Source organism: Ruthenibacterium lactatiformans, assembly GCF_000949455.1.
Classification (GTDB): Bacteria; Bacillota; Clostridia; order Oscillospirales; family Ruminococcaceae; genus Ruthenibacterium; species Ruthenibacterium lactatiformans.
Genome location: NZ_JXXK01000033.1, coordinates 1 through 22,302 on the forward strand (window position 1 = coordinate 1; position 22,302 = coordinate 22,302).

At 62.5% G+C, this 22,302-nt stretch carries 16 protein-coding genes and 3 tRNA genes; 13 read left to right on the top strand and 6 right to left on the bottom strand.

The features are described 5' to 3' along the window. Positions 1-29: 29 nt before the first annotated feature. From cas2 to TQ39_RS16405, 6 genes are all read right to left on the bottom strand, one after another. Positions 30-350 (bottom strand): CRISPR-associated endonuclease Cas2, encoded by a 321-nt coding sequence (cas2, locus tag TQ39_RS16380; protein ID WP_082052317.1) that lies wholly within the window; start codon positions 348-350, stop codon positions 30-32. Beyond that, entirely contained in the window at positions 343-1,239 is an 897-nt protein-coding gene (cas1, locus tag TQ39_RS16385) for a type II CRISPR-associated endonuclease Cas1 (protein ID WP_050006337.1), read from the bottom strand. The genes cas2 and cas1 overlap by 8 nt, the downstream gene beginning before the upstream one ends. 22 nt (positions 1,240-1,261) lie before the next feature. Continuing rightward, on the bottom strand, positions 1,262-4,516 hold the full coding sequence (cas9, locus tag TQ39_RS16390) for a type II CRISPR RNA-guided endonuclease Cas9 (RefSeq protein ID WP_050006338.1): 3,255 nt from the start codon (positions 4,514-4,516) through the stop codon (positions 1,262-1,264). Positions 4,517-4,958: 442 nt separating this feature from the next. Continuing rightward, positions 4,959-5,034: transfer RNA gene (locus TQ39_RS16395), tRNA-Gln, on the bottom strand. A 51-nt stretch (positions 5,035-5,085) separates the two neighbouring features. After that, positions 5,086-5,161, bottom strand: a tRNA-His gene (locus TQ39_RS16400). Positions 5,162-5,167: 6 nt separating this feature from the next. Further along, positions 5,168-5,244 (bottom strand) — tRNA-Arg (locus tag TQ39_RS16405). Positions 5,245-5,428: 184 nt separating this feature from the next. Here TQ39_RS16405 and TQ39_RS16410 point away from each other — a divergent pair. The 13 genes from TQ39_RS16410 to TQ39_RS16485 all read left to right on the top strand — a co-directional run bounded on the left by TQ39_RS16410 (position 5,429) and on the right by TQ39_RS16485 (position 22,277). Next, the gene (locus tag TQ39_RS16410) at positions 5,429-6,247 is read left to right on the top strand and encodes a transketolase (protein ID WP_050006339.1); all 819 of its coding nucleotides are present in this window, start codon (positions 5,429-5,431) and stop codon (positions 6,245-6,247) included. Continuing rightward, on the top strand, positions 6,240-7,172 hold the full coding sequence (locus TQ39_RS16415; RefSeq protein ID WP_009324330.1) for a transketolase family protein: 933 nt from the start codon (positions 6,240-6,242) through the stop codon (positions 7,170-7,172). Before TQ39_RS16410 ends, TQ39_RS16415 begins: the two co-directional genes overlap by 8 nt. Before the next feature lie 885 nt (positions 7,173-8,057). After that, positions 8,058-8,501, top strand: a complete 444-nt coding sequence (gene mraZ / locus TQ39_RS16430) for a division/cell wall cluster transcriptional repressor MraZ (RefSeq protein WP_242853528.1) — start codon at positions 8,058-8,060, stop codon at positions 8,499-8,501. 3 nt (positions 8,502-8,504) lie between these two features. Beyond that, positions 8,505-9,428, top strand: coding sequence for a 16S rRNA (cytosine(1402)-N(4))-methyltransferase RsmH (gene rsmH / locus TQ39_RS16435; RefSeq protein ID WP_009324334.1), 924 nt, complete (start codon positions 8,505-8,507; stop codon positions 9,426-9,428). A 231-nt stretch (positions 9,429-9,659) separates the two neighbouring features. Continuing rightward, positions 9,660-10,133, top strand: a complete 474-nt coding sequence (locus TQ39_RS16440) for a cell division protein FtsL (RefSeq protein WP_009324335.1) — start codon at positions 9,660-9,662, stop codon at positions 10,131-10,133. Positions 10,134-10,278: 145 nt separating this feature from the next. Then, positions 10,279-12,627 carry a penicillin-binding transpeptidase domain-containing protein gene (locus tag TQ39_RS16445; RefSeq protein ID WP_050006341.1) on the top strand — a complete coding sequence of 783 codons (2,349 nt, stop codon included), beginning with the start codon at positions 10,279-10,281 and terminating at the stop codon, positions 12,625-12,627. A gap of 55 nt (positions 12,628-12,682) precedes the next feature. After that, positions 12,683-14,131 carry a UDP-N-acetylmuramoyl-L-alanyl-D-glutamate--2,6-diaminopimelate ligase gene (locus tag TQ39_RS16450; RefSeq protein WP_050006342.1) on the top strand — a complete coding sequence of 483 codons (1,449 nt, stop codon included), beginning with the start codon at positions 12,683-12,685 and terminating at the stop codon, positions 14,129-14,131. A gap of 38 nt (positions 14,132-14,169) precedes the next feature. Next, the gene (locus tag TQ39_RS16455; protein WP_009324338.1) at positions 14,170-15,540 is read left to right on the top strand and encodes a UDP-N-acetylmuramoyl-tripeptide--D-alanyl-D-alanine ligase; all 1,371 of its coding nucleotides are present in this window, start codon (positions 14,170-14,172) and stop codon (positions 15,538-15,540) included. Between the two features lie 271 nt (positions 15,541-15,811). Further along, on the top strand, positions 15,812-16,825 hold the full coding sequence (gene mraY, locus TQ39_RS16465; RefSeq protein WP_009324339.1) for a phospho-N-acetylmuramoyl-pentapeptide-transferase: 1,014 nt from the start codon (positions 15,812-15,814) through the stop codon (positions 16,823-16,825). Positions 16,826-16,891: 66 nt separating this feature from the next. Further along, complete coding sequence (gene ftsW, locus TQ39_RS16470; RefSeq protein WP_050006344.1) at positions 16,892-18,058, top strand: putative lipid II flippase FtsW; 1,167 nt, start codon at positions 16,892-16,894, stop codon at positions 18,056-18,058. Between the two features lie 128 nt (positions 18,059-18,186). After that, positions 18,187-19,311 (top strand): undecaprenyldiphospho-muramoylpentapeptide beta-N-acetylglucosaminyltransferase, encoded by a 1,125-nt coding sequence (murG, locus tag TQ39_RS16475; RefSeq protein WP_009324341.1) that lies wholly within the window; start codon positions 18,187-18,189, stop codon positions 19,309-19,311. Between the two features lie 92 nt (positions 19,312-19,403). Next, positions 19,404-20,711 (top strand): UDP-N-acetylglucosamine 1-carboxyvinyltransferase, encoded by a 1,308-nt coding sequence (murA, locus tag TQ39_RS16480; RefSeq protein ID WP_050006345.1) that lies wholly within the window; start codon positions 19,404-19,406, stop codon positions 20,709-20,711. 147 nt (positions 20,712-20,858) lie between these two features. Next, entirely contained in the window at positions 20,859-22,277 is a 1,419-nt protein-coding gene (locus TQ39_RS16485; protein ID WP_156146379.1) for an FtsQ-type POTRA domain-containing protein, read from the top strand. The last annotated feature ends 25 nt before the right edge of the window (positions 22,278-22,302 follow it).

Below are 22,302 nucleotides of genomic sequence, written 5' to 3' on the forward strand. Positions count from 1 at the left end.
CTAGAGCGCTTTTTGTTCTTTCCGAAAAATCAAAACAGCGTAAGCTGTTCACATGCAAAGGGTGTGTCCGCCGGGGAAAATGGGCCGAGCAATATCTCAATCGACTGATACTGCTTTTCCGTTACCACCAACAGGCGCACAGCGCCATTGGCCGGCAGCTGCCCTGTCAGCCGCGCCCGGTGTTTTGTCACGGCATCGTTGCCGTTGCATACGCGGGCGTAAACCGAGTATTGAAGCATGTGATACCCATCCTTTATCAAAAAGTTGCGAAAAGCAGTGGCTTCCCGCCGCTGCTTTTTTGTTTGGACGGGCAGGTCAAAAAATACAAGCATTCTCATAAATCTACTCATAACCGTGGGGCTGCCATGCCAGCAGCTTCGGCAGCGCCAAAGCGCCGCCCTTTTCCATGCCGGTGCGCAGGCTTTGCACCAGCCGTTCCATGGCGTAAGCCACGCTGTGGTGCTGTCCGCCGGAAAGAATGTCAGCGTTCATCAGCCCGAACAGCGCGTGCTTGAGCGCGGGGGCGAGCGTGCTTGCCTCGTCCACATTGGCGGCTACATATAAATCCACAACCGGGCGGAACGGCTCCATAAGGTCGTCCGCCAGATTGTATTGGTTCAGCTGGCTGCAATGGTGCAGCCCCTCCCACGGCAAAAGCCCGTAAACTGCGGCGCAGCGGGCGGCATAGCCGCGCAGGATGGCATAGCCGTAATTGAGCGCGGCGTTGCGGCCATCGTCGGCGCTGCGGGTAAAGCCTGTGCCGAACAGGGCGGGGAAGTAATACGCGGCGGCTGCTGCCTCCAGATTGTCCTTATCGCCGCTTGTCACGGCGCGTGCGCGGGAATGCAAAAAGGCCGCTTCTTGTGTTTTGCCGCACAGCGCCAGACATTCCGCCTGGTTGCCGATTTTGGCGGTGACGAGCTGCTGCCAGAAGCGTTTTTTGGCGGGCAGCGTCAGCGAAAGCTGCGCGCGTGCCGCGGCAAGCTGGCGGCTGTGCTGCGCGTATGGCAGCAGCACGCCGCAGGGTAAATGCTTTTCGTCGCACACGAACACCGCCGTTCCGTTTTGCGCCAAAGCGGAGAGCGCGGCAGCCGAAAACGTGGCGCGGCGGCTTTCCAGCATCAGCGCGCTGATGTCCTCGATGGGCACGGTGTGGCGCTCGTCCGTTTCCACAACAAGCTGTTCGCTGCGCGTGCTGATGTGCGCGGGATTGCTGACGATCACGCATCGGTAGGACATAACCGCCTCCTTTTTTGATGAATCAGCGGAATTTCTGCCGCGTTTCCTTGTGAACGGGGAAGACGTTGCCCAGAACATCTACCTGGTATTTGTGGAAAGTTTTCAGTGTTTTGACGCCAAGGCTTGGGATGCCATAGGCATTGTCGTGCGTGCGGATGGTGATAGAAGCTGTAGAAATGCTTCCGCCCACAAAATATACAAATGCGCTCGTTTGCGTCCGCGTTTTCTCCAGCGTGCTGTCCGCATTCTGCAAAGTAAACTTCAGCCCGCTTTTATGCTCCACATACACAAGGTCATTTGGATACAGCGAAAAAATAAAATCCTCCTCGCGCATTTCTTTCCACTCGCTGTACGGCTTGCCTTGCACTACTGCCCGATTGGGCAACTCCGGTTTCAGCGTGTCCGCCGTATACACCGGCACCCAGTAATACCCGTCCCCGGGTACAAGGAACACATCGACGCGCACCATCGTGTCGTTGCTGGCCGCGCCGCCGTGCACAGGTACGGTGAGCGTGGCTTTTTCGGTTGTCTTCACCTTGCGCACCAGCGGGCCGGGCGTGCCGTCCGCTTTCGGCTTGTAAAACGGTTCCGCAAAGGCCTTTTTACTGTCGCCGCCAAAGCGGCGCAGCTGCGCCTTGAGCGCCTCGTACAGCAGCGTATCGCTGGAGGGCATATAGTAGTCTTTGATTTCTCCGTCTTTGTCCAGTTTCAGCTCTGTCAGGGCCTTGCGCACCGTCAAGAGGCCTTCGTCTGCCGCGGCGGCGCCCTTGATGGTTTCCTTGTGGCCCGGGCCGGTCACCTTGCGGCGCGGCATGCGGGAAACAAACACCGGGCGGATATGCTCTGTGCCATATTCGCAGTAAAATTCCGGGTTGATGTCCAGAAGATGTTCGCCGGGCTGCTCGGAGAGCCGTACGATCAGCTCGTCGCGGAAGCGCGGCCAGGGCGCGGGAAAGCGCTCCTTTGTGCGGGCGTGCTGCGAACCGGCGCCGTCGGCGTCCTGAAGATATTCGCCCTCAATGTGCCCGTAATAGCCGGAGATCCGGCGGATCATGCCGTCTGTTGTGCAGGCGATGACGGCGGCGTCCAGCGCGTGGTGCAAATCGCCGTCCGCGCGCACCTTGGAAAGCCCCCAGCGTTTGCGCAGATGCGACGTTACCGCGCCGCTGACGGCGAAAACGCGCTTTTTGCCAAGCGCTTCGGACTGCGCAAATGCAAGATGGTCGGAAATGTAGTTGTACAAAAAGCGCGCCATGTGCTGTGTGTCCTGCAGATTGCGCTGCCGGAAGCCCTCGGCTTCGTCCCCGGAGAGCTTTTCGCGCAAAAGATTCTGTCGCTTGCGGTAGTCGCGCACGCTGCTGTTTGTCCAGACGATAAAGTCTTCGCGCCGTTTGCCCTGCAGGTATTGCAGCGGCAGACGGTTGCCCTTTTGCCGGTTTTCGGAGGAAAGCACCAGCACCTTGTTGCTGCGCCGGTCGTCAAAGCTGAGGCTGTACGGCACAATGTGGTCCACGTCCACATAGCCCGGCTCAAACAGCCGTTCCACGTCCAGCCGCCGGAGCGAATAGGCGCACACGCCGTCCTGCTCTTTCCAGAGGCGGTATTTCACAAGGTCCTGCCCGGTGGGGGAGAGCAGGTGGAACGTATCGCGCAGCTCCTGCATCAGGCGTTCGTTCTGCGCGGCGTTTTCGCGCATGGAGCGGTCCATCTCCTGTCGTTCGCCGAAAGTTTTGCTCAGCTCGCGCGCAAGCTCAATGCGCACCCATGCGGGGCTTGCGTCCATCTCGCGGATGATGCCGTTCACCACTTTGATCGTCTGCGCAACGGCGCGGCGTACCACAGGGCTTGTGATCTGCTCCATTTCCGGAGCGGCGGCAGGCAATGTAAAGGCGCGCTCACCTGCGCCGTGGCCCTTGAAATCGTACCCGGCGGCACTGCAGGCCTGGTCGTAGGTCAGCCCCTGCTCCAGATGCGGGATCAATTTTCTGCAGGCCTTCAGTGAAAGGTGGCCGAATTTTGAAAAGCCCGTAAGGCCCGCCAGCGCGTCGATCTCGGGTGCTTGGAAACCGGCCTCCGTCAGCTTTGCGCGCAGCGTATCCTCATTTTTGTAAAGGGAAAGCGCGGTGGCGGCCGCGTCGCGTTGGGAAATGCTCAGGGAGGAAATACGGCCCTTTACAACGCCGTCCAGCGCCTTGCGCATTTTGTGGTATGCGGGCAGGCAGGCGAACTTTTCCTTTTTTTCGCTCTCTTCAAGCGTTTCGTTTGCCCGGCAGCGCACGCCGTTGAATTGCACCGTTTCCGGGAGCGCCAGCTCCTTGCGAATGCGGGCAAGGCTCACGTCCGGGGTTTTGTGCGCCAGCGAGAGAAGCTGTTGCCGCTGCTGCTGCGTCAGTGGGCGCGTTTCGCCGTTTTCTACAAGGCGGATGTGGTTGATTTTTTGCAGCAGTGAAAAATATTCAAACGAATACGCGGCTTTTGCGGCGCGCGGCTCATCCGGCTCGAACGTGCAGCGGCCCACCATTTTTTCCACCTGGTTGCCGCCGTAGGGGCTGTTGCCGCCCGGCCCTTCATCGAACGAACGCTGGCGCAGAAGGATGGAAAGGTATTCTGCCTGCAGCTCCGGCGTGGCCCAAGCGCAGCCCAGCTCACGCTGGCGCTGGAACAGCAGCGAGGCTTCCTCTGCCACCATGTCCCGCCCAACCGTGGAAAGGTATTCGTCAGCCTTGTTGCGTTTGTGAAGGGCGAAGGCCTCGTGCCGGTACAGCATTTCGCCCACGGTGCGCCAGCCGCCCTGGGCCATGCGCCGGCGGTTTTCGTTCACGGCGGCAAGAAGCCGCCCGTCCTCGCCGTCCGAGGCGGTTCGGCGGTTGCTTTTAAACCCGCGGCGCTGGGCAAGGTGCAGCAAAATGCGCGAAAATTCGGCCTTGCCGACCGGTTCGTCCAACGCGCGCGTGCGCAGCGCATAGATGTCTTCCAGGCCGCCCGCTTCAAACATGTGCGCGAGCGCTTCCCGGGTGGAAAGGCCGCTGCGTTCCAGCAGGGCGTAAACGTCCGCCCGGCGCAGCGCCTTGCGGCGCAGACGGCGGCGCATCCCGCGCGCCATGCGCCGCGGCGCGGCAAGGCTTTCGCCCGTCTTGGGCTGCTCGGCCTTGTCGAAAATGCGTACACCCAAACGGTGCAGTCCAACAGGTTCACCCGTGCCGTTCAAACCGACGACGGCCCAGCCGACAGACGCCACGCCGATGTCCAGCCCGATGCCATACAATGTGTTTTTCATATTACCGCCTCTTTCACCAGCATTTGCATGAAAAGGTCCTGCTTTTTACGCTTCCATTTATATCATGACCGAATTACGTTGCAGCCGTCAATCAGCACAGTGGATAAAAATATCCGTGTTTTTTGGGCAAAAAAGATGACGCCCCGCTGAAAGCGAGGCGTCAGAGCTTTACGGTGCTAAGACCTTATCATAGCAACCATAACAGTTCTTGGTATGGTATAAGAACTGGTTTCAGTATAGCAGTTGTTTGCGGGAATGTAAAGCCTTCGACACGAAAATTTTTTGCCGGTTGTGCTTACAAGGAGGCGCCGCGCGCCAAGGCGCGCCTTGGAAAAGCCGGGCCGCCTTGGCGGATGAAAAAACAAGAAGGCGGCGCAGCGGGCGTATGAGCCGCCAATGCCAAAAGACCGCAAAGAATCAACGTTCTTTGCGGTCTTTTGGCTGGTTGGGCCAGCTGGATTCGAACCAGCGGAATGCGGGAGTCAAAGTCCCGTGCCTTACCACTTGGCGATGGCCCATTATTGCAGAACGGCAAATCCGCATGCGAATTTGCCGTTCCTGATTTTAAATGGGGTGGGAGATGGGACTCGAACCCACGACAACCAGAACCACAATCTGGCGCTCTACCAACTGAACTACACCCACCATATTTGGTGCGCCCAAAGGGACTCGAACCCCTGGCCCACTGCTTAGAAGGCAGTTGCTCTATCCACCTGAGCTATGGGCGCAAATGTAAGCCACGATCGGGACACTGCTTGGATATTTTACAATAAGACGACCGGAGTTGTCAAGGGTATTTTTGAAGAAAAAGCATATTTCATGAAAAAATCTTCAACCGCTTGACGGCATGGGCCGTGACGCGATAAACTGTTAGGCGGAACCGTGTGAAAATAAAGAACGGAGGATCAGAAAATGGAACTTGCATTGCAACAGGAAAAAGCAAAGCAGCTGCGGGCCGACATCGTGAAGATGACGTATCTCGCAAAATCCGGCCATCCGGGCGGCTCGCTGTCTTGCGTGGAGATGCTGATGGCGCTCTATTATAATATAATGAAGGTGGACCCCTCCAACCCGGGCTGGGAAGAACGGGACCGCTTCGTGCTCAGTAAGGGCCATGCCTGCCCCGCGCTGTATGCCGTTCTGGCGGACAAGGGGTATTTCCCGCGGGAGGACCTCTGGACGCTGCGCAAGTTCCACAGCCATCTGCAGGGCCATCCCGATATGCGCAAGACCCCGGGTGTGGACGCCAACACCGGCTCGCTGGGCCAGGGCGTTTCCATTGCCGGCGGCATGGCGCTTGCCGCAAAGTATAAGGGCGAGAGCCACCGCGTGTTCGTCATCACCGGCGACGGCGAGAGCCAGGAGGGCCTGGTGTGGGAGGCCGCCATGTCCGCCGCCCACTATAAGCTGGACAACCTTACCGTTCTGCTGGACCACAACGGCCTGCAGATCGACGGCACCAATGACGAAGTGATGGGCGTGGGCGATATGATGGCCAAATACGAGGCTTTCGGCTTCGTGTGCGTAAAAGTGGACGGCCACGACATCGGCGCCGTTGTGGAGGCGGTGAACACGCCGCACCCGGGCAAGCCGCTGTTTGTCTGCTGCGAAACGCACAAGGGCCACGGCGTGTCCTTCATGGAAGACCAGGTGGGCTGGCACGGCAAGGCGCCGAACAAGGAGCAGTATGAGCAAGCGATGAAAGAACTGGGGGTATCCGACAATGGCTGAGAGCAAATCCCTGCGTATTGCCTACGGCGAGGCGCTGGCCGAGCTGGGCGCGGAGAACGACAAGATCGTCGTGCTGGACGCGGACCTTTCCAACGCCACCATGACCAACCGCTTTTCCGCGGTGTATCCGGACCGCTTTTTTGATTTCGGCATCGCCGAGGCCAACATGGCCTGCGCGGCCGCGGGCTTTGCCCACGAGGGGCTGATCCCCTTCATCAGCACGTTCGCGCTGTTCGGCGCGGGCCGCGCTTACGAGCAGATCCGCAATTCCATCGCGTATGTGAACGCCAATGTGAAGTTCGGCTTTTCCCATTCCGGCCTGTGCGTGGGCGAGGACGGCGGCAGCCACCAGAGCATAGAGGACATCGCCCTGATGCGCGTGATGCCCAATATGACGATCTTCGTGCCCTGCGACGCCGTTGAGGTGCGCAAGGCCGTGCGCGCGGCCGCGGCCATCGAAGGCCCGGTGTATATCCGCGTGGCGCGCCCGGTGTGCGAATGCTTCACCGACGAGAGCACGCCCTTTGTGCCCGGAAAGGCGAACATCATGCGCGAGGGCGGCGACGTGGCCATCATCGCCATGGGCCTGATGGTGGCCGAGGCGCTGAAGGCCGCCGACCTGCTGGCGGCGGAGGGCATCCGGGCCACTGTGGTGAACATGCACACGGTGAAGCCGCTGGACGAGGATGCGGTTTTGTCCGTGGCTGAAAAATGCGGCGCCGTTGTGACGGCCGAGGAGCATTCCGTCATCGGCGGGCTGGGCTCCGCGGTGGCCGAGGTGCTGGCGGGCAGGTCCGGCGCCAAATTCGCGCGCGTGGGCATCGAGGACCGGTTCGGCCAGTCCGGCACGCCCGCGGAGCTGTTTGCAGACTACGGCCTGACAGCGGAGAACATTGCCGAAAACGCCCGCCGCCTGGTGAAGTAAGCGCGAAAAAACAGGTTGACTTTGTTTCCGTTTATTCGGCTTTTTCGCTGGATTCTTACAAAAAAATTACAGTTTGCCATTCTTTCCCGCAAAACCCTTAAATTTACAAATATTTTTCCTGAAAACTGCAACATTTTGGCCCTCTGCGTCGTATACTAAGCAGAGGGCACAAAAAGCAGTGTCCCGGATTGAAGCGTGGACGGCGGCGCCAAAGGCGCAGCCGACGGAAAATATGCGGAAAGGGCGTGTGGAATTTATGACGACTTCGATCACTTCTTTTATGGACAACCTCAAACAGATTTTTGGGCTGGTTTATTCAGACACGCCCACCGAATCCTACGAGGAAAGCGAAGAGTACGAGGACTGAGCTTTGTGCGAAAGCGCAGCCGGCCTTTATAAAAGCGTCCCGGGCGGTTTTGCCGCCAACCTCTGAGGGACACCGGACGCTTTGTGCTGCGCAGCCGGTTTCCGGTTTCCCTCAGTTCTCCTTTCCGTCCGGCGCACAAAAGGGCAATTTCGCGCACTTCGCACACAAAATTGCCTTTTGTACGGTAGAGGTATTTGCCCGCCCGGCGCACGTCCGGACGGGCAAACGTTTTTTATCTTTTTCGACAGGCTGGGGCGGGCACCTTTTCAGGTGCCCGCCTTTTTTGCGTTTGTCCGTTTGCACGCCGGCAAAACGCCCGCCAACGTGTCTTTCGCGCGCCCGTGCGGAGAAACGCTGCGGTTCCCAAAGAAGATACGCCCGGAGACGTGTTTCGACACGGTCAAAAACGGTTCGGCGTCGAAAACTTTCACAGAAAAAGGGTTGATTTTTACAGGGACGCCCCTTATAATTGAAACAGAAGTGGGGTAAAGTGGGTAAAAGTGGGGAAACTCCCCCATGTGCCGGGAAGGTGGTGGCTGGAAATGCTGATCGGCGAGTACAGCTATGCCATCGACGACAAGGGGAGGCTCAATTTCCCGCCCAAATTCCGCGAGGCCATGGGCGGCACTTTCATCGTCACCCGCTGGCTGGACGACTGTCTGGTGGCGTTTCCGGAAGACGAATGGGAGCGCATTTCCGCACTTCTGTCCGAAAAAAGCATGGTGAAATCCCGTGACGTGCAGCGCTTTCTGTACGCCACCGCCGTGGAGGCGTCGCCGGACAAGCAGGGGCGCATCCTGCTGCCCGCCAACCTGCGCCAGCATGCGAAGCTGGAAAAGGACGTTACGGTCATCGGCGTGGGCCGCCATGCCGAGATATGGAACACGCAGGCCTGGCAGCAGATGAACGAGCGCCTGCGCAGCGGGCCCATCGCCGCCGCCATGGAAGAATTGGAGTTTTAAGCCATGAGTTTTCATCACATCCCTGTCCTCCTCGCGGAATGCATCGACGGCCTTGCCATCCGGCCGGACGGCATTTATCTCGACGGCACCGCGGGCGGGGCAGGGCATTCAAAAGAGATCGCCGCGCGCCTCACGACCGGCCGCCTCATCGCGCTGGACCAGGACCCCGACGCCGTGGCCGCCGCGTCGCAGCGCCTGGAAGGGCTGCCCGCCACGGTGGTGCAGAGCAATTTCCGCTATGCGGACCGGGCGCTGGCCCAGCTTGGCGTGGACGGGCTGGACGGCGTGCTGCTGGACCTGGGGGTTTCCTCACACCAGCTGGACGAGGTCTCGCGCGGCTTTTCGTATCAGGGCGACGCGCCGCTGGACATGCGCATGAGCCAGAGCGGCCCCACGGCCGCCGACCTTGTGAACACCGCCTCCCGCGCGGAATTGTGCCGTATCCTCAAGGAATACGGCGAGGAGCCGTATGCCTGGCAGATCGCCGGGAAGATCGAAAGCGCCCGCGCCGCCGCGCCCATTGAAACGACGGCGCAGCTGGTGCAGGCCGTCGCCTCGGCGCTGCCGCCCGCGGTGCGCCGCAAGGACAAAAACCCCGCGCGCCGCACCTTCCAGGCGCTGCGCATCGCCGTGAACGGTGAGCTGGACGCACTGAGCGAAGGGCTGGACGTGCTGTTTGCCGCACTGAAGCCGGGCGGGCGCATGTGCGTCATCACGTTCCATTCCCTGGAGGACAGGCTCGTCAAGCAGCGGTTCCGCCAGTGGGCCACGGCCTGCACCTGCCCGCCGGAGTTCCCGGTGTGCGTATGCGGCGGGAAGGCCAGGGCAAAGCTCATTACCAAAAAGCCCGTTGAGGCAGCCGCCGGGGAACAGGCGGAAAACCGCCGTGCGCGCAGCGCAAAGCTGCGCATACTGGAAAAGCTGTAACGCGGCCGGGGCCGCATTGCATATTTGAGGCAACGCCGCACAATTCACGGCTGAAGCCTTAAGCGCCGCCTCGCTTGCAGATTTTTCGGCAGCCGTCACAAAAATGCTCGCGAATACACAAAGTATTCGCTGCGCTTTTTGTTTAACCTGCCAAAAAACCGGCCGGCGCGATTCGACGCTTAGAATTGTACGGTATTGCCTTGAAACAAAAAAGAAAGGAGAGAGGACGCCATGCAGACGAATGCAGCGTACGACCTTGAGCGGTTCGCTCCGCGGGAGCAAAAGCCGCGTCTGCGCGTGGCCGGGCAGCCAAAGCCCAAACGGGGGCTGGCGCGGTACAATTTAAAATGGATCAAAGCCGTGGCGTTCGCTTCCGTGTTTCTGGCGCTGGTTTGCAGCGTGCTGTACTCGCAGGTGCAGTCCACTGAGCTTTCGGCCCAGATCCGCACGCAGGAGGACACCCTGGCCGACCTTCAGAGCGAATATACATACCTGTCCAATGAGATGGAAATGAAAACAAACCTTTCGGCGGTGCAGGAATATGCAACGAATACGCTGAAAATGGTAAAGATGGACCGCTCACAGGTGACGTATGTGACCACCGGGCAGGAGAACAAGGTGGAGCGCTCGGACACCGGGCTGGCCCGCCTGGCGGGCGAGATATCGCAGACGGTGGCCAGCTTTATGGAATACCTCACGCCCTGAATCAATAAGTATTATCACCGCCTTTCTTCCTCTGCCGAGCCGTTCGTGCGGGAAAAGCCGGTGATAATTCTTTTTATGCCCGCGTTCGACCGTTTGCGCGGCTGGCCCGCGCCCCTTGACAACAGCGATATCCCGGGAGGCAGAGATGAAAAAACAGCCGGAACACAATCGAAAGAACGTACCGCCGCAGGACACGGCGAAGGCGCCCAAGAGCGCGGTGTCCCGCAGCATGCGCACGCGCGCCATCGTGCTGGCCGCGCTGTTCGTGCTGGTGGGCTTTGGGGCCGTTGTATACAACCTGTACCAGCTTCAAATCGTGCAGCACGACGAACTGGCCGCCCGCGCCGAAAACCAGCAGCTTGCGGACGAGACCATCACGCCCAACCGCGGCGTTATCTACGATTCCGATATGAAGGTGCTGGCCCGCAGCAACAAGGTGTGGACGGTGGTCGCCTCGCCCCGGGACATGGCCAAAAGCGGCACGAATATCAACGACGTTGCCGTAAAGCTGGCCGAGCTGCTGGAGCTGGACGCCCAGAGTATTTTGGAAAAGCTTCAGAAGAGCGAAAGCAACTATCAGCTCATCAAGCGGCAGATCGAAAAGCCGGTGGCGGACGCCATCACGGCCTGGATCACCGAGTATAACGCATCGGACAAGGGAAAAGATACTCCTGTCGCGGGCATCAGCCTGGTGCAGGACGCGAAGCGTTATTATCCCTACCAGACGCTGGCCTCCACGATCATCGGCTTTGTGAACGCGGACGGCGACGGCGTGCTGGGCATCGAGAGCTATTACAACGATACGCTCAAGGGCACCGCCGGGCGCGTGGTGGGCATGAAGAACGCCTGGGGGTACGATTTGCCAAACGGCACCTACGAGGCGGCCTATGACGCCGAGGACGGCAACGGCCTGGTGCTGACGCTGAACGCCAGCATCCAGAGCACATTGGAAAAATACCTGCAGAACGCCGTGGACCAGTATCATGTGGAAAACCGTGCGGTGGGCATCGTGATGGACGTGAACACGGGGGCGATCCTGGCCATGGCGACGATGCCGGACTACAACCTGCAGGACCCTTACACCATTGCGGACGAGGCGCTGGCGGCACAGATCGCGGCCATTGCGGATGAAAACGAACGGGCGGACGCGAAATATACCGCGCAGTGGGCGCAATGGCGCAACAAGGCGGTGGCCGACCTGTACTACCCCGGCTCGGTGTTCAAGGTCATCACGGCTTCGGCCGCGCTGGACTCCGGCGCGGCGAACCTGAACACCTCGTACACCTGCAAGGGCTCCATCACCGTGGCGGGCCGCACCATGCGGTGCGCGCACACCAACCACGGCACGCTGGACTTCTTCGGCGGCCTGGACGGCTCGTGCAACCCCTACTATGTCACGCTGGGGCAGATGATGGGGGCGGAGACGTTCTGCAATTATATGCAGGCCTTCGGCTTCTACGAGAAAACGGGCGTCGACATGGACGACGAGGGAACGACACAGTACGTCCCGCTGGAAAGAATGGGGCCCGTGGAGCTGGCCTCCTCCGCCTTCGGCCAGACGACGTCCACCACGCCCATCCAGATGATCACAGCAGCCTGCGCCGTCATCAACGGCGGATATCTGGTACAGCCGCACGTGGTGAAGCAGGTGCTGGACGCGGACGGGAATATCGTTGAAAACGTGGAGCCGGAAGTGAAGCGGCAGGTGCTCTCGGCCGAGACCAGCGCCACCATGCGCGAGCTGCTGACGAGAAGCGTAAATATGACGGCTGCGGACGGCAAGACGCTGATCGGCGGCAACAAGACGGGCTACGTGGCCGGCTATAAGGCGGGCGGCAAATCCGGCACCAGCCAGCGCAAGCAGGCGCTGTCGGACGAAGAGCAGACCTATTATTCCTCTTACTGGGGCTTCGCGCCCGGGGACGACCCGCAGATCGCGGTGCTGGTGATGCTGGACACGCCGCACGACGAACAGGGAACCTATTACGGCGGCCGTCTGGCCGCGCCCGTGGTGCAAAGTGTGCTGGACGAGGCGCTCCAGACGCTGGGGGTGCCCAAGGAGTACACCGAGGCGGAGCTGGCAAAGGTGGAGACGGCGGTGCCCAACGTGGTGGGCTCCAGTGTGAACGCCGCCGCCGGCAAGCTGCGCGAATCCGGCTTCAATGTGGACATCGAGCGCGCCACAGGCGATACCGTTCTGTATCAGTACCCGGCGGCGGGCACCATCGTGCCGCGCCAGTCCACGATCATCCTGTATTCGGAGGACCGCTCCGAGAGCGGCGGCGACCTTGTCACGGTGCCGAACCTGACGGATATGAGCTACGACGCGGCGTGCGCCACGCTGAAATCGCTGGGTCTGAACGTCAGCGAAAAGGGCGTGACGGGCGGCGGCAGCACCATCGTGGTCACAGAGCAGGACATTGCGGCCGATACGCAGGTGGAGATCGGGTCTGTCATCGAGGTGACGTTCCACGATACCACCGTTCTGGATTAACAGGCCGCGTCAGGGCGGCGGGCCGCGCGGCGCGGCACGAAAGGGGAGTGCATCCATGGAGTTACAGGTATTGTTCAGCGGCGTGCCGTATACCGGCACGCTGCCGCAGGGCGAGGCGGTGCTCGTTACGCAGGATTCCCGCCGGGCCTGCCCGGGCGCGGTGTTCGTGTGCGCCAGGGGCATGACGACCGACGGGCACGACCACGCGCGCAAGGCGCTGGAGGCGGGCGCCGTGTGCATCGTCACCGAGCGTCCGCTGGGCCTGCCCGGCGAGGTGCAGGTGGCCTCCGGCCGCAAGGCATACGCGCAGCTGTGCCAGAATTTTTTCGGCCGTCCCGCCGAAAAGCTGCGGCTGGTGGCCGTCACGGGCACCAACGGAAAAACCACCGTCACCACGCTCATCAAGCAGACGCTGGAGCAGGCGGGCTGCAAAGCGGGGCTCATTGGCACCATCCACACCGAGATCGACGCCATGGACGTGCCCGCAAAATATACCACGCCCGAGCCGTGGGACCTGAACGCGCTGTTCAGCCGCATGGTGCTGGCGGGCTGCACGTTCGCGGTAATGGAAGCCAGCAGCCAGGCGCTGGACCAGCTGCGGCTGTGGGGCCTTACCTTTGAGGTGGGCGTGTTCACGAACCTGACGCAGGATCATCTGGATTATCACAAGACCTTTGAAAACTATTTCGCCGCGAAGAAAAGCCTGTTCAGCCAGGTGAAGCACATGGTGGTGAACCTGGACGACAGCTACGGCCGCCGCCTGCTGGACGAGGTGCAGGGGCCGGAGCGCATCACCTTTTCCGCAGGCGACGACGCGGCGGATTACACCGCCCGCAACATCCGGCTCTCGGCCTCGGGCGTGAAGTTCGAGATGGTGGGCCGCGGCTTCATCCAGCGCATCGATTTCCCCATGCCCGGGGATTACTCGGTGCACAACGCGCTGGCGGCGGCCGCCGCGGCCATTGCGCTGGGCATCCCCGCGCGGGACGCCGCGGCCGCGCTTTCGGCCTCCCGCGGGGTGCGCGGCCGGTGCGAGGTGCTGTATCACGGCGCGTTCACCATCCTGTGCGACTATGCCCACACGGGCGACGCCATTGAAAAGGTGCTCGCGGGCGTTGCGCCTTTCGTGGAGGGGCGGCTGGTGGTGCTGTATGGCTGCGCGGGCGAGCGCGATGCAAAAAAACGCCCGCTGATGAGCGAAGCCGTGGTGAAATATGCTGATTTTGCAGTTTTAACGTCGGATAATCCCCGCAAGGAAGATCCTTGTGCTATAATAAAGGACGCCGAGCCGGTGCTGGCCGCTTCGGGCAAGCCGTACATCGTGGAGGTGGAGCGGCGCACGGCTGTGAACCGGGCGCTGGATATGCTGCGCCCGGGCGATGTGCTGGCGCTGTGCGGAAAGGGCCACGAGGATTACCAGGTCATCGACGGGGTGACCCTTTACCTGGACGAACACAGGATCGTCCGCGAGTGGCTGGAGCGCAAAGGGCTGGACAAAGCCTGACGCCGCCCGGCGAGTATTCAGAGCATGGAGGATTGTATATGCAGCCTGTTTTGTCGAGTGTGCTGCTGCGGGGGCTGGGCGCCCTGGCAGGGGACCCGGAGATCGCGTCGGTGGTGACGGACAGCCGGGAGGCCGGGCCGGGGAGCCTGTTCGTGTGCATCCGGGGCGAGCGCGTGGACGGCCACGATTACGCGCTCCGGGCGCTGGAGGCCGGAGCGGCGGGCGTTGTGGTGCAGCGCCCGGTGCCGGGCGTGCCGCCGGAGAAATGCGTGCAGGTGCCGGACGCGCTGGATGCGATGATCCGGCTGGGCGCGAACTACCGCGCGCTGTACAGCCCGCTGCTGGCGGGCGTGACGGGCAGCGTGGGCAAAACGACGACAAAAGAGTTCTGTTACGCGGTATTTTCGGCTTTCGGCAAAACGCTCAGGACACAGGGGAACCAGAACAACGAGATCGGCATGCCGAACACGCTGTTCCGCCTGGACAAAAGCGTGGAGTACGCCGTGGTGGAGATGGGCATGCAGGGCCTGGGCGAGATCCGGAAGCTGACGCTGGCGGCAAAGCCTGCGGGCGCTGTCATCACCTGCATCGGGCGCTCCCATCTGGAGCAGCTGGGCACGCGGGAAAATATCCTCAGGGCAAAGCTGGAGATCTGCGAGGGGCTGCCGCAGGGCGCGCCGCTGGTGGTGAACGGCGACGACGATTATCTGCCCGGCGCGGCCGTCCGGCCGGACCTTGAGAAGGTGCTGTTCGCCGTTGAAAACCCGGACGCGGACGTGCGGGCGCTGGATATCGTTTCCGGGGCGGAGGGCACGCGGTTCACCATCGCGGACAAGGCGCACGGAAGCCTGCCCGCGTATATCCCGGCCATGGGCCTGCACAATGTGCGCAACGCGCTTTCGGCTTATGCGCTGGCCACGCGCCTGGGCCTTGCACCGGCCGCTGCGGCCGCGGCGCTGGCGAATTATCAAACGACGGGCCACCGCCAGCATGTGGTGGAGCACGGCGGCGTGACGGTCATCGAGGACTGCTACAACGCGAACCCCGACAGCATGCGCGCCGCGCTGCTGACGCTGAAGGAATATCCTGTCCGGGGACGGAGGGTCGCGGTGCTGGGCGATATGTTCGAGCTGGGCGCCATCACCCGGCAGGCTCACGCCGAGGTGGGCGCGCTGGCGGCGCGCTGCGGTGTGGACCTGCTGCTGACCGTGGGCGGGGCCATGCGGACCGGCCGCGACAGCGCCGCCGCACTGGGCGCGAACGCGGTGCATTGCAGGGACAAGGACGAAGCGCTGGCCCGCCTTACGGCGTACTGCCGCCCGGGCGACGCGGTTTTGGTGAAGGCCAGCCACGGCATGGCGTTCGAGACGATTCTGGACGGGTTTTACAAAGCCGTGCCCAGGGATTAAAGGCAGCACCGCACAATTCATGGCTGACGCCTTAAGTGTCGCCCCGCTTGCATATTTTCCGGCAGTTGTCACAAAAAGCCTCGCAAATGCGCAAAGTATTCGCTGCGTTTTTTGTTTAAACTGCCAAAAAAATCTGCCGGCGCGATTCAACACCTGGGATTGTGCGGCATTGCCTGAAAATAAAAGAAAGCCGGGTGCCCAGCGGAAAGACCGTGCGCATCGGGCCGGGACGCGGCGCGGCCGCGCAAAAATTACCGGGAGCGTGTAAATTATGGAAAAATATGCCCTTATGGCGGCGGCCTTCGGCGCGCTGGCGATCACAGCGGCCTCCGGCCTGCTGATCATCCCCGCGCTGCGCAGGCTTCACTTCGGCCAGACCATCAAGGAGATCGGCCCCACCTGGCACCAGGGCAAAAACGGCACGCCTACCATGGGCGGTTTGACGTTTTACCTGGGTGTCCTTGTGGGCGTGGTGCTGGGCTATACGGTTCTGGCGCTCAGCGTGCCCAGCCTGCTGGGGGGCTGGCTTTCCGGCACCAGCGTCTCGCTGTTCATCGGCGTGCTGACGGCTTACGCCTTCGGCCTGGTGGGCTTTGTGGACGACTATATCAAGGTGGTGAAAAAGCGCAACCTGGGCCTGATGGCGCGCTATAAGATCGTGGCGCAGGTGCTCATCACCGGGGCGTACCTTTCCTCGCTGTATCTCAACGGAACGCTGTCCACCATCGTGACGCTGCCGCTGCTGGGCGCGGTGGACTTCGGCTGGTTCTTTTACGTCCTCTCGTTCCTCCTCATCATCGGCATGGTGAACGCCGTCAACCTGACGGACGGCATCGACGGGCTGGCGTCCAGCGTCACCTTTGTTGTAATGATGGGCTTCATGTTTATCGCCAGCCTTTTGGGAAACACTACCATGGCGCTGTTTGCCGCGGCCGTGGCGGGCGGCTGCGCGGGCTTCCTTGCGTGGAACTTTTACCCGGCCAAAACGTTTATGGGCGATACGGGCAGTATGTTCCTGGGGGGCGCGGTGGTGGCCGTGGCTTACGGCATCGGCCGGCCGGAGCTGCTCCTTTTCATGGGTGTTATCTACCTGATCGAGGCGTTCAGCGTGATGCTGCAGGTAACATATTTCAAGCTGACCCACGGCAAGCGTATTTTTAAAATGAGCCCCATCCACCACCACTTTGAAATGTGCGGGTGGAGCGAGGTGAAGATCGTCTCCGTGTTCAGCTTCATCACGCTGGTGGGCGTGGTGCTGGGCGGTATTTTTGTCTACGTATCCTGATTCCCCAATAAGCAGCCTGTGCCGATGCGGCCGGCGCGGGCAATTTTGTATCTTCGGAGGTTCCCGATGCCAGAAGCAGCCAAAAAGTTAAAACGCAAGTCCGAGGCCCGCATCCGGCTGCTCAGCCAGCCGCCGCTGGACTGGCCGCTGGCCATCATCGTGCTGACGCTGGTGGTGTTCGGGCTGGTGATGCTGTTCAGCGCCAGCTATGCCACGGCGTATTACCGCTTCAAGGGCGACAGCTTCCACTTCATCCGCCAGCAGGCGCTGTTCGCCGCGGTGGGCGTGGTCGTGATGTTCGTCGCGTCCCACGTGGATTACCACATCTTCCACAAATTTGCGTGGCCCATCATGGCCGTCACGGTCGTACTGCTCATCGTCGTGCTCTTCATGCCGGAGCTGAACGGCGCGAAGCGGTGGATATTCCTGCCCATCGGCGGCAATCTGCAGCCCTCGGAGGTGGCGAAGTTCGCGGTCATCGTGCTGTTCGCGCACATCATTTCCATCAACCATAAGCGCATGAAGACCTTTGCCTACGGCGTGCTGCCCTTCGTCGTCATCCTCGGCGTGATCGCGGGGCTGATGCTGCTGGAGCCGCATCTTTCGGGCACGGTGCTCATTTTGGGCATCGGGGGACTGATGATGTTTGTGGGCGGCACGGGGCTTGTGTGGTTCGGCCTTGCCATCGCGGGCGTTGTGGCGGGCGTGGCGGGCGCCGTTGTGCTGGTGCCGGACCTTGTGCCCTACGCCATGAGCCGCATCGAAAGCTGGCAGAACCCGTGGCTGGACGCCCAGGGCGACGGCCACCAGATCATCCAGAGCATGTACGCCATCGGCTCGGGCGGGCTGACGGGCCTTGGCATCGGCAACTCCAAGCAGAAACACCTGTACCTGCCCGAGCCGCAGAACGACTTTATTTTCTCCGTCATCTGTGAAGAGCTGGGCTTTATCGGCGCGCTGCTGGTGATTTTCCTTTTTGTGGCGCTTTTGCTGCGGGGCATTTATGTGGCGTGGCACGCAAAAGACAAATTCGGCTCCATGCTGGTGGTGGGCGTTATCGTGCAGGTGACGCTGCAGGCGGTGCTGAATATCGCCGTGGTGACGAAGACCATTCCGAACACGGGCATCAGCCTGCCGTTTTTTTCCTACGGAGGCACGTCCCTGCTGATGCTGCTGGGCGAGATGGGCGTTGTGCTTTCGGTCTCCCGCCAGGGCGGCGCGGAGAAGGTATAGCGGCGCGCGGCAGGGCCGCGCGTCTGCATTTTTATTTTTTGAGCGGGGGGCAGACCGCCGGTGAAAAGTTTTCCGGCGCGGCCCGGCGCCTGGAACCGTGCGGTATTGCGCGAAAGCAGGAGGTACCTATGCGTGTATTGATCGCCGCCGGCGGCACAGCCGGACACATCAACCCGGCGCTCGCCATTGCGGGCGCGCTGAAAAAACGCCATCCGGACGCGGAGATACACTTCGCCGGACGGCAGAAGGGAATGGAGTACGGCCTTGTCTCCAAGGCGGGTTATGCGTTCCATCCCATCGAGGTGAACGGCATCCAGCGCCGCCTGACGCCGAAGAACATCGCGCGGAACCTGGTTGCCCTTTGGCACCTGGCGCTGAGCGGCCCGCGCGCCGGCGCCATCCTGCGGGAGGTAAAGCCGGACCTTGTCATCGGTGCGGGCGGGTACGTCAGCGGGCCGGTGGTGCAGGCCGCGGCCCGCAGGGGCATCCGCACGGCCATTCACGAGCAGAACGCTTTCCCCGGCGTGACCAACAAGATCCTGGCAAAGCAGGTGGACCTGGTGTTCGCGGCCATGCCCGACGCCGTGCAGCGTCTGGGCGCGCCGGACAAGACGGTCGTTACGGGCAACCCGGTGCGGGAGGAGATGTTCCGGCAGGACCGTCCCGCCGCACGCCGCGCGCTGGGCGCGAAGGAGGGGCAGGCCGTCATCATCTCCTTCGGCGGCAGCCTGGGCGCGCAGGTGCTGGGCGAACGCGTGGCCGATTTGGCAAAATGGGAGATCGCGCAGCGTGATTTCCTTCATGTGCATGCGACGGGCAGCATTGAAAAAGCGGATTTTGCAGCCCTTGCCGCGCGGCTGGGCATCGACCACAGCCCGAAGTTCATCATCCGGGAGTACATCGACAACATGCCGGAGATGCTGGCCGCGGCGGACCTGGTCATCAGCCGGGCGGGCGCGCTGACGCTGGCGGAGATCGCGGCCGTGGGGCGCGCCTCGGTGCTCATCCCGTCGCCCAACGTGGCGGAAAACCACCAGTACCACAACGCCATGCAGCTGCAGAAGCTGGGCGCGGCCGTTGTGGTTGAGGAAAAGGAGCTGACGGGCGAGAAGCTCATCGGCATCGTCGACAAGCTGACGAAGGACCCTGCGGAATTGATGCTCATGGGGGCGAAAGCGCGTGCGCTGGCCCAGCCGGATTCGCTGGATAAGATCTGCGAAAATCTGGACCAATTGATGAAAACCACAGCGTAAACGGCGCGCTTTTAACACAAACGGCCCTGTTTGCATAGGATGGGTTACAGTCTGGGACACTGGGCTCCATTCTACGAAACGGGGTGCGGGATATGGAAATTTTGACGATCAGCGGAGGCAGCGGCCTTTTTGGAGAGGTGCGGATACCCGGCGCAAAGAACAGTGTGCTGCCCATCATGGCGGCGTCGGTGCTGTGCCGCGGCACGGTGACGCTCACGGACGTGCCGCATCTGTCCGACGTGGAGGCTTCGGCGCGCATCCTGCAAAGCGTGGGCTGCAAGGTCCTGCTGGAGAATGGGCGCGCCGTCATTACGCCGCCGGAATTTCCGGGCAGCGCAGTGCCGGAGCCGCTGATGCGCGCGATGCGCTCCTCGCTGTTCTATCTGGCGCCGCTGCTGGCCCGCACGGGCCGCGCGGACATCTATACGCCCGGCGGCTGCCGCCTGGGCGCGCGGCCCATTGATATGCATCTTTCCGGCCTTGAGAAGATGGGGGCGCATATCACGGAGAAGGACGGCGGCGCGCTGGAGGTCACTGCCCCGGACGGCCTTGCGGGCGCGGATATCTGCCTGCGCTTCCCCAGTGTGGGCGCCACCGAGACGCTTCTCATGGCGGCGGCCGCAGCCAGAGGAGAGACGGTGCTGCGCGGCGCGGCCGTGGAGCCGGAGGTGACGGATCTGGTGCGCTTTTTGCAGGGCGCGGGCGCGGATATCACAGGCGTCGGCACGCGGGTGCTGCACATCCGCGGCCGGGAGCTGCTGATGGGCACGCAGCATGCCGTCTGCCCGGACCGCATTACCGCGGCCACCGTGCTGTGCGCTGTGGCGGGCTGCGGCGGCGAGGTGCTGCTCACCAATACCTGCAACGCCCATCTGGCCGAGGTGCTGCGCATCCTGCGCAGGGCCGGATGCATGGTGTCGGTCTCGGGGGACAGCTCTGTGGCGCTGGCAAGCTCGGGCGCTCTGCGCGCCGCGGGAGGGTGGGATACGGGCGTGTATCCATCGTTCCCAACGGACGCGGCACCCCTGATGGCGGCGGCGCTGCTGCGGGCGCAGGGGGAAAGCCGTGTGACGGACACGATTTTTGAAAACCGTTTTGCCTGCGCCGAAGGCTTTTTGCGGCTGGGTGCCAGCGTGAATGTTTGCGGCCGGACGCTGCATGTCCACGGCATGGACCTGCTGAACGGAGCGGACGTGGAAGCGCCCGACCTGCGCGGCGGGGCGGCGCTGGTCATCGCCGCGCTGCAGGCACAGGGCAGCACCCGCGTCATGGGCGCGGAGCATATCAGCCGCGGCTACGAGGACATTGCGGCGCTGCTTGCACCGCTGGGGGCGCGCATCACGCGCAGCTGGGGTGAACCGTGCGGGCGCGGTTGCCGGAATGCCGGGACCGTGCTATGATAATAGAAAACTCCGGGCCGGGGGAGAAGGGCCGGCCGGTCCGCATCCGCACGGCCGTGCGGCGGCAGGGGCAGGTGAAACAAAAAGAGCTCCCGCTGCATGCGGCGCCGGGCCGCAAAGACGTTGATGAGAAAGGAGTGGCGCGTTTTGGCACGCAGCACGCCGCCGCAGAAACCCGTTTATCCAAAAAACGAACCGCAGCCGCGCCGCCAGGCGCCGCAGCGGCCCGTGTATACATACGATGCGGATGTGCCCAGGCAGCCGCGCAAGCCCGCGGGCGGGCGAGTCGTGTACGATTATAACAAATCGGCAGGGGCGTCCTCCGGCGTGCCCGCCGGTTCCCCGGCCCGTCCTGCGGCTCCGTTCGTGAATACGGCGCCGCAGGCCCCGCAGCAGGGGCGGGGAACCGCGCCGGCCGCCGGAAACAACGCGGGCATTCCGGAGCCGCGGCAGCCTCGCGACGGGGGCTCGCAGGCCCGCGGCCGGGAGGAAATATACGGCCGGCCGCCGCGTTCCCAGGCACAGGCCGAGGCACAACGGCGCCCGCAGCAGGACGTGCGCCGTACGCCTCAGCGGGAAGAGCCGCGCTGGCGCGCTCTGCCGGAACAGGAGGCGGAGCTGAAGCCGCGCCCGGGCGTGTACGACCAGAGCGCGGACAGGCCCCGCCAACCCCGCGCAAACAGCGCTTCGCCCGGCCCGGCCCGCACGCCGGGCGGGCCGCCGCCGGGGAAAAGCGGAAAGGCCCGGAAAAAGCGGAGGAAAAAGCGTCCGCCCCGCCCCCTCACACCGGGCGAAGCGCGCCGCCGCCGCGTCCGGCGCGGCATTCTGGCGGGCGTGCTGATCGCCGTGCTGCTGGCGGCCGGGTTCCTGATCTCGGCGGCCGTGCTGTTTAAGATCGAGACAGTCACCGTCGAATCTCCCGACGGGCAGCTGGCCTACGACGACAGCCAGATCGTCGCGGCTTTCGGCCAGCCGGCGGGGGAAAACCTGTTCGGGTTCAATACGGCGGAGGCGCAGCAGGCCATCGCCGCGGCGCTGCCGTATCTGGAGAGCGTGGAGATCAAGCGCCGCCTGCCGGACACCGTGGTCATCACAGCTACGCCCGCGGTGGAGACCTACACCGTGGAGAGCGCGGCGGGCTGGGCGGTTCTGAGCCAAAGCTACAAGGTGCTGCGTGTGGATGCCGAGGCGCCCGCGGGGCTTGTGCGCATCGACGGCGCGCAGGCCGACGCGCCCGCGCCGGGCCAGCCGGTGAAGTTTACCGAGGAGGACAAGCTGTCCGTCCTGCAGACCGTGCTTTCCAAGGCGCAGGCGCAGGGGCTTGGCCCCATCAGCGAGGTGGACCTGACGAACACGCTGGAACTGAGCTTTCTGTATCAGGACCGCATCCGCATCGTGCTGGGCACCACCAACGACCTGGATTATAAAATCAAATGGGCGTGGGAAATGGTGACCCCCGGCCAGACCAGCGACAGCCTGGGCGAGGAAGAGCGGGGCACTCTGGACGTGAGCTCCCGCGGGGAGGACGGCCTTGGCCGCGCCCGCTGGCGCGCGGGCGTGCTGTGAGAGCACCGGGCGTAACCGACTATAT

What these genes read in the sequence shown, in the direction of transcription:
- rsmH (WP_009324334.1), top strand. Translation starts at nt 8,505, where the DNA reads ATGAGTTTTCATCACATCCCTGTCCTCCTCGCGGAATGCATCGACGGC.
- TQ39_RS16455 (WP_009324338.1), top strand. Translation starts at nt 14,170, where the DNA reads ATGCAGCCTGTTTTGTCGAGTGTGCTGCTGCGGGGGCTGGGCGCCCTG.
- cas9 (WP_050006338.1), bottom strand. Translation starts at nt 4,516, where the DNA reads ATGAAAAACACATTGTATGGCATCGGGCTGGACATCGGCGTGGCGTCT.
- murA (WP_050006345.1), top strand. Translation starts at nt 19,404, where the DNA reads ATGGAAATTTTGACGATCAGCGGAGGCAGCGGCCTTTTTGGAGAGGTG.
- TQ39_RS16410 (WP_050006339.1), top strand. Translation starts at nt 5,429, where the DNA reads ATGGAACTTGCATTGCAACAGGAAAAAGCAAAGCAGCTGCGGGCCGAC.
- TQ39_RS16450 (WP_050006342.1), top strand. Translation starts at nt 12,683, where the DNA reads ATGGAGTTACAGGTATTGTTCAGCGGCGTGCCGTATACCGGCACGCTG.
- TQ39_RS16440 (WP_009324335.1), top strand. Translation starts at nt 9,660, where the DNA reads ATGCAGACGAATGCAGCGTACGACCTTGAGCGGTTCGCTCCGCGGGAG.
- mraY (WP_009324339.1), top strand. Translation starts at nt 15,812, where the DNA reads ATGGAAAAATATGCCCTTATGGCGGCGGCCTTCGGCGCGCTGGCGATC.
- TQ39_RS16445 (WP_050006341.1), top strand. Translation starts at nt 10,279, where the DNA reads ATGAAAAAACAGCCGGAACACAATCGAAAGAACGTACCGCCGCAGGAC.
- ftsW (WP_050006344.1), top strand. Translation starts at nt 16,892, where the DNA reads ATGCCAGAAGCAGCCAAAAAGTTAAAACGCAAGTCCGAGGCCCGCATC.
- murG (WP_009324341.1), top strand. Translation starts at nt 18,187, where the DNA reads ATGCGTGTATTGATCGCCGCCGGCGGCACAGCCGGACACATCAACCCG.
- TQ39_RS16415 (WP_009324330.1), top strand. Translation starts at nt 6,240, where the DNA reads ATGGCTGAGAGCAAATCCCTGCGTATTGCCTACGGCGAGGCGCTGGCC.
- cas2 (WP_082052317.1), bottom strand. Translation starts at nt 350, where the DNA reads ATGAGTAGATTTATGAGAATGCTTGTATTTTTTGACCTGCCCGTCCAA.
- cas1 (WP_050006337.1), bottom strand. Translation starts at nt 1,239, where the DNA reads ATGTCCTACCGATGCGTGATCGTCAGCAATCCCGCGCACATCAGCACG.